General features: G+C 55.6%; 5 protein-coding genes and 1 riboswitch. Of the genes, 1 reads left to right on the forward strand and 4 read right to left on the reverse strand.

The genetic code is table 11. The features are described from left to right. Positions 1-412: 412 nt before the first annotated feature. From Q3981_RS07955 to Q3981_RS07970, 4 genes are all read right to left on the reverse strand, one after another. A complete protein-coding gene (locus Q3981_RS07955) occupies positions 413-1,264 on the reverse strand; it encodes a CbtA family protein (protein ID WP_303125069.1) in 852 nt (283 codons plus the stop codon). 55 nt (positions 1,265-1,319) lie between these two features. Beyond that, the gene (locus Q3981_RS07960) at positions 1,320-1,562 is read right to left on the reverse strand and encodes a CbtB domain-containing protein (RefSeq protein ID WP_012730724.1); all 243 of its coding nucleotides are present in this window, start codon (positions 1,560-1,562) and stop codon (positions 1,320-1,322) included. 264 nt (positions 1,563-1,826) lie between these two features. Beyond that, a riboswitch (cobalamin riboswitch) is annotated at positions 1,827-2,051 on the reverse strand. A gap of 56 nt (positions 2,052-2,107) precedes the next feature. Then, entirely contained in the window at positions 2,108-2,944 is an 837-nt protein-coding gene (locus Q3981_RS07965) for a rhomboid family intramembrane serine protease (RefSeq protein WP_303125073.1), read from the reverse strand. A 175-nt stretch (positions 2,945-3,119) separates the two neighbouring features. Then, positions 3,120-3,659, reverse strand: coding sequence for a peptidylprolyl isomerase (locus Q3981_RS07970; RefSeq protein WP_012730722.1), 540 nt, complete (start codon positions 3,657-3,659; stop codon positions 3,120-3,122). A gap of 112 nt (positions 3,660-3,771) precedes the next feature. Between Q3981_RS07970 and Q3981_RS07975 the strand changes: the two genes are divergently transcribed. Next, the gene (locus Q3981_RS07975) at positions 3,772-5,400 is read left to right on the forward strand and encodes a hypothetical protein (protein ID WP_303125076.1); all 1,629 of its coding nucleotides are present in this window, start codon (positions 3,772-3,774) and stop codon (positions 5,398-5,400) included. Positions 5,401-5,512: the final 112 nt, after the last annotated feature.

The raw sequence follows: 5,512 nt of genomic DNA on the forward strand, positions 1-5,512 counted from the left end.
TAAAGGCTGGCTGAAAGGCATAAGCAAAGCCAGGGCCGTGATCGTCCGGATCCTCGCCCTGGCTTTGAAATATGGCCCTTTGGCCGGCCACTTAGCAGCTTTACTCGATCTGATCGAGAAGCTCTGCTAAGAGGGGTTTGCCCCGAGTAGGTCATCGTGTAGCAGCACGGTGGCCTACTTTTTGAACCACCACGATACCGTGGTGCTGCTTCTCACAATAAGGTCTTCGTTGTTGGTCTGCAAGCGATGTTGGCACCTAATTAGCTGTGTGCCGGCCGGTATCGGTACAGACAGGTCACATATCCCGATGATCCCACAGATCTACCGGCACACACGATATGTCTACCGATATGACAACGCGTAGCTATGCATTGCACTACATAGCTACGCAGAACGGTTACGAGGCCAGAATTTAGGCCGCAACTTTTTCTTTCTCAGCCTGAACGGCAGCTTTATGAATGGCCTTCTTAGACACCAAGGCAGTGCCAAATCCGATCACACCCCAAAGGATGCACTGGGCCATGAATGAGTAGACGCGGAAATAGTACAGGTCATCGGCAGGGAACCCTGGATAGACGATCTTCCCGTCCGGGTCTGTCAGCGGACGAGGCGTCTCAGAATTGTGCCGGCCGAACTCGTCGATGTCGGCATGCAAGTGTCCCAAGGACGGGAGCAACCGGCTGAACGCGTACATGATGACCGCGAAAACAACGGCTGAAATCAGGAAAGCAACCCATGAATCCATGCGCGCGGACAGAACCTTGTGCAGGAAAACAACCCCGATCATCACGATTACCGACGCGATAATCATCGTGAGGAAGAGCCACGTGCGCTGTTTAATTGTGTCCGGATTACCCACAGCAGGCGGGTTCGACGGGTACTTCAAGCAGGGCACGATGTACAGACAGGCGAACATGGCGGCTGCAACACCAATAGCAGCGGCTCGAATGTTGGTTGGCTTGGCGTACCGAAGATACAGGCTGAACACCACCGCGTACAGCAGGCCCAGGGCAAGTCCCATAAGGACCATGCCAGTACCGATACCCACGGTCGATTGAATTGTGCGGCTGAACAGTTCGGTTTCATCGCCACCAGTGGCGATACCAGCGGCTTTGTCGAGGGCGTCTTGAGCCTCGTCGCGCCCTTCCTCGTAATCGATTGCCCGGCTGATGATGGGCTCTGCCCACAGCTTGGCGAAGATGAAGGACAAAAGTCCAGCAAGTAAACCGAAGCCCCCGCAACGTAGAACGAATTGGCGTTCCATTTTTTAACTCCAAATATGGGCGTCTACCAGGGAGCACCTGGTGCTGACGCGAAGATTAGTGGCAGGGGAATCCCAAGAAGTGCCGGGAATCGTGTACCCACTCGTGGATGTGCATGTCGTTACCGAAGACGCTGGTCGCACCCTGGTCAATACCAACGAAGTAGTACACCAACAGGCCAATGACCAGTGCAGAGAACAACCACACGAATGACGAAGGAACATCGATCGCTTCTGCGAGCGCGCGTGCCGACGTCCGAGATGATGCTGGCTGAGCGGCATGAAGTGATGAATCGGTCATAACAAATACTTCCTCTTCTGGAAAATAAACAGTGCGTATTCCTACGCGAGTGTAGACCTCAATTATGAAAGTGAAGAAACGCCCTGGCATACGAGACCACGCGCCTGCCTGGGCGTTTCGTTATGGAGTAACAACACTAGAAGAAAAGAATTTTTCTAGTTTGAGAATTTGTGATGGGCGCGAGTTTAACTCCGCCTACTTTCACAAGAGAAAAGAATATAGTTTAGCCAACAGCAGCAACTCCTTTTGATATGACGCGTAACAAAGAAAGTAAATACAAAACGCGAGTATCTGGCTGCTTCGTTAAGCACGATCACAACCTGGGGTTTTCACCCCAGCAGATCCAATAATCGGGCTGTCCCTTCCTGGAACGACCAGGTTGACCAGGCGTACTGCCCAACCGCTAACGAAGTCACAGTGGCGCGACCGCCCCGGATTCTCACCGGGTTCCTCATCGTCTTGTACACAACAACTGTAGACCCCATCCTCGCCTTTTGGTAGCCCAGATGCCGATTTTCGTCGGGAAATACACCCAATTCGAGAATTTATACCCCCAGCGCGGAATGAACCTGCGCGATGTAAACCACCATCGCTCCACACCCGACCACAAACACAGCTACCGACGCTGACAGCCGCGCGATCAGCCTTCGCTGCGATCCACCGGCACCCATCATGGCGCCCCCAGCGCCACCGAGCAATGAGGTGCCACTCGACATCGAGCCAACACCGTGCGCCATTCCCGCGGTGCCTAGACCAGCAGCGACGAACCGTCCAACGCGTCGGCCTGGACCGCGAACACCGGTCATAATCTGTGCTCCGTAGATCGCGACGGCCATCAGGGCACCCGTCAGCAATCCCCCAATATGCCCCCACAAGGAGATGCCCGGAGTAATTAATGAATACCCCAAGTTCACCACAATGAGGACGATAAGCGCCCTCATCTGCGGTTTATTGTTCAGATACATGCCTGCGGCAACGGCCATCAGGCCATAGATCACCCCCGATGCCCCCACGGTCAGGGACAGGGGGTCGCGCCATTGAATCATGGCGGCCGAACCGTAGCTTGTGCCCGCAAAAATGATCGCCATCGCCAGCGAACCATAGGTGCGCTCGATGCCGACCCCGAACACCCACAGCATCACCCCGTTGAACAGGAGGTGCGTCAGGCCGGAGTGAAGAAAACTGAAGGTCAGCCCACGGAGAAGGGCCTCGTTATCGGGCGTCAGCGCGGGCAAATACAGCCACCAGGACGCCGCCAAGGACGATTCATGCGTGTTGCCCTCCAGGGACCCGGATTGCGCAACGGTCACCAGGTACACAACGATGCAGGCAATCAGCGCGCCCGAGGTCACAGGGGTTTGGCGAATCGTCCGTGTCAGCACGTTATCACACGTTACACGTACCAACGCAGTACACGTATCGGAACGCTACAGGCACTGACACGGTCGCCGCGTTACTCGTCGTCAATCGTCGTTAGACGTCGGTACTAAATAGATTGCCGACGACACACAGCCGACGGCTCACTTTAACCGCCGACGTCTCAAACTAGCTGTCGACCTAGTTCTCGACGATCTCCACGGAATCAATCACAATGTCGTCCAGCGGACGGTCGAAGCGATCTGTCTTTGTTTCCGCGATCGTGTCGACAACCTTCTGGGAATCCGCATCGGTGACCTCACCAAAAATGGTGTGGTGGTTGTTCAGGTGCGGCGTCGGGGCGACGGTGATGAAGAACTGGGAACCGTTGGTACCCGGGCCGGCGTTCGCCATGGCCAACAGGTACGGGCGGTCAAACTGCAGTTCAGGGTGGAATTCGTCACCAAAGCGGTAACCGGGGCCACCACGGCCTGTTCCCGTCGGATCCCCACCCTGGATCATGAAACCGTCGATGACGCGGTGGAAAATTGCGCCATCGTAGAACGGGCCCTCTTCTCCACCCGAAGCATTGCGCTCCGAGTAATCCTTCGTGCCCTTAGCCAACCCGACAAAATTATCGACGGTCTGGGGAGCATGATTACCGAAGAGGTCGATAGAAATATCGCCGCGATTAGTGTGCAAAATCGCGGTTGCTGTCTTCTGCGTACTCACGACACTCATTGTACGTAGTTACTAGACGAACCGCCCCCTCACCCCACTACAGTAGTAAAAGACACGTTATAAAGATCCGCCTCTGACCAAGAAACCGGTAAGGAACCGATAAGGAAGAACCATGAACTCCTCGGACACAACCATGTTTTTGCGCGCGGCACGCAACCTCTCCGACGCCCGCAAACAGCGAAAAGACAATAAGGAAGCTCGCGACTTCGACCCCGTCGAGCGCCTTGTTGAATACGCAAAAGCGAAGGAATCTAACCCCGGGAAACCGCGTGGTCAGGGCGATAACGGTAAGGTAGATAAGAACGCCAACGATTCGTCCTCTGATAATTCCTCCGAGGCTAAGGGGAAGAAGGACAAGAAAGCGGCTAAGAAAGCTAAAAAGCAAGAGAAGAAGAAGGACAAGAAAGCGTCCTCCCAAAGCTCATCCAAGGAGAACTCGGCCATGTCAAAGAAGAAGTCCACTCTGGAGCAGCTGCGCGCTTCAGCAAACCCCACTGCCGTGGCTGTCGTTGATCGCATCCGCGAAGAGAGCGAACGCGCTTATGACCTTGCATCCGAAAAAGCGGATAAAGCTGGCAAGAAGTTAAATAAGGCCCGCGCCAAGGCAGAAAAGAAGGCTAAGAAGGTTCAGAAGAAGGCGGATAAAAAGGCCTCCAAGGCTCGGAAGCAGAACGCGAAGAAGGCTGATGCTCTTCAGAAACGCGCTGAGGCTTTCCAGAAGAAGGCCGCAGAGTTTGCGGACAAGGCCACTGATAAGGCCAGTGAGTTCGCGGACAAAGCTTCAGACAAAGCGAGCGAGTTCGCCGGAAAAGCCCAGGACACCGCGTCCGACGTGCGGGGCAAAGCTGCAGAGACCGCCAGCAATGTTGCAGCCGCTGCATCAAACAACCTGCCCGATTCCGTCAGCGATCGTCTCCCCGATTCCGTGACCGATTCACTGGATCAAGCGGCTGGGAAGAAGACGAAGCGCAGCAAGAAGCCTTTATTTATCGTCCTGTTCGTTGCGCTCGTTGCCGGCGGGTGGGCAACGTACAAGTCTCGGTCCTCCAAAAACGTATCGACGGAACCGCCGAAGAACAACGACGAGCCCCGCTTGGTGTACAAGACGGAAACCCCGACGTCGAACTCCTCTGCCGACAGCAAAGACGACAAAGTGGAGGACGCCAAGGAGAAGGCAGCCGATGCTAAGGACGACGCTCAGGCCGCGGCGGCTGAGAAGGCCGACCAGGCCAAGGAGAAGACCGACGAGGTTAAGAAAGCTGCCCAGAGCAAGGCTGAGGAGCTGAATGACGCCGCCAAGGACAAGGCGGAAGACCTGAAGGCTGCTGCTTCCGACGTTGCCGATCGGGCTGCGGATAAGGCAGAGCAGGCTAAAGCTGATGCTAAGGACGCTGCTTCCCGCGCCGATGACAAGGCCGACGAGGTTAAGAAAGCCGCTCAGGATAAGGCTGAAGACCTGAAGAAGGAAGCTAAGGACGTCAAGGCTCAGGCGGAGAAGAAGGCCAAGGACGCTAAGAAGTCAGATGGCAAGAAGTCCGCTCCCAAGAACAGCGCCCCGCAGGCGCCGAGTGCCAAGGCTAAAGCTGGCAAGGGTTCTGGTAAGGGCAATGCGTCCAAGAACAATGGTGCTCAGAAGCCCGGCGCACCGAAGAACAACGGTGGCCAGAAGAAGGGCAACAATGGTAAGGGCAACTCCGCGAATGGAGCTGGCCGTCACGCCCTCAAGGACGACAAGAAATAGGGCTATCTTCACGGTCGGGTCTAACCCCCGATCCAATGCCCGGTCTACCGTCTAGGAAGCTTTCCTAGGTGGTCGGGTTCCCGCCATATCGCTCCGGCGTATGGCGGGTTTT

This window comes from Corynebacterium sp. (assembly GCF_030530965.1).
GTDB lineage: Bacteria > Actinomycetota > Actinomycetes > Mycobacteriales > Mycobacteriaceae > Corynebacterium.

Bases quoted from the DNA above. Each gene is read 5' to 3' on its own strand.
- Q3981_RS07960 (WP_012730724.1), bottom strand. From the start codon at position 1,562: ATGACCGATTCATCACTTCATGCCGCTCAGCCAGCATCATCTCGGACG.
- Q3981_RS07975 (WP_303125076.1), top strand. From the start codon at position 3,772: ATGAACTCCTCGGACACAACCATGTTTTTGCGCGCGGCACGCAACCTC.
- Q3981_RS07955 (WP_303125069.1), bottom strand. From the start codon at position 1,264: ATGGAACGCCAATTCGTTCTACGTTGCGGGGGCTTCGGTTTACTTGCT.
- Q3981_RS07970 (WP_012730722.1), bottom strand. From the start codon at position 3,659: ATGAGTGTCGTGAGTACGCAGAAGACAGCAACCGCGATTTTGCACACT.